Source organism: Sphaerospermopsis reniformis (assembly GCF_005402885.1).
GTDB classification, from domain to species: domain Bacteria; phylum Cyanobacteriota; class Cyanobacteriia; order Cyanobacteriales; family Nostocaceae; genus Sphaerospermopsis; species Sphaerospermopsis kisseleviana.
In genome coordinates, this window is record NZ_BJCE01000582.1 from 1 (window position 1) to 398 (window position 398).

Consider the following 398-nt stretch of genomic DNA (forward strand, 5'->3'; position numbering starts at 1 on the left):
AAGGCAAATCACCCAACTCTCTACAATCAGGTAAAACAATGGTTTGAAACAGCATCTTCACTCTCTTTTCAAGGTATTGATGTCAGTTATGACCACCGCATTGAAAAAGGACATCACCGTACGGAAATCCGTCAAGTTTGGTCTGTTCCAGTTTCGGCTCTTGGTGAACTTTACCAACCCAAAATCTGGGCTGGACTCCAAAGTGTAGTGATGGTTGTTCGGGAGCGTCGTCTTTGGAATCAAACTACTCGTGAGGTTCAATTTTATCTCTCTTCTTTACCCAGTGATGCTCAACTTTTAGGTCGAGCCATCCGTAAACATTGGGGAATTGAGAACCAAGCTCACTGGATTCTTGATTGTACTTTTGCTGAGGATTCTTGTCGTATTCGCTCTTGGAA

Annotated in this window: 1 protein-coding gene; it reads left to right on the top strand. The window is 43.2% G+C overall.

Annotated elements, in window-relative coordinates; all coding sequences use genetic code 11:
* Positions 1–398, top strand: a 398-nt coding sequence (locus FFR48_RS28515; protein WP_137669637.1) for an ISAs1 family transposase, incomplete at both ends; no start/stop codon positions are given.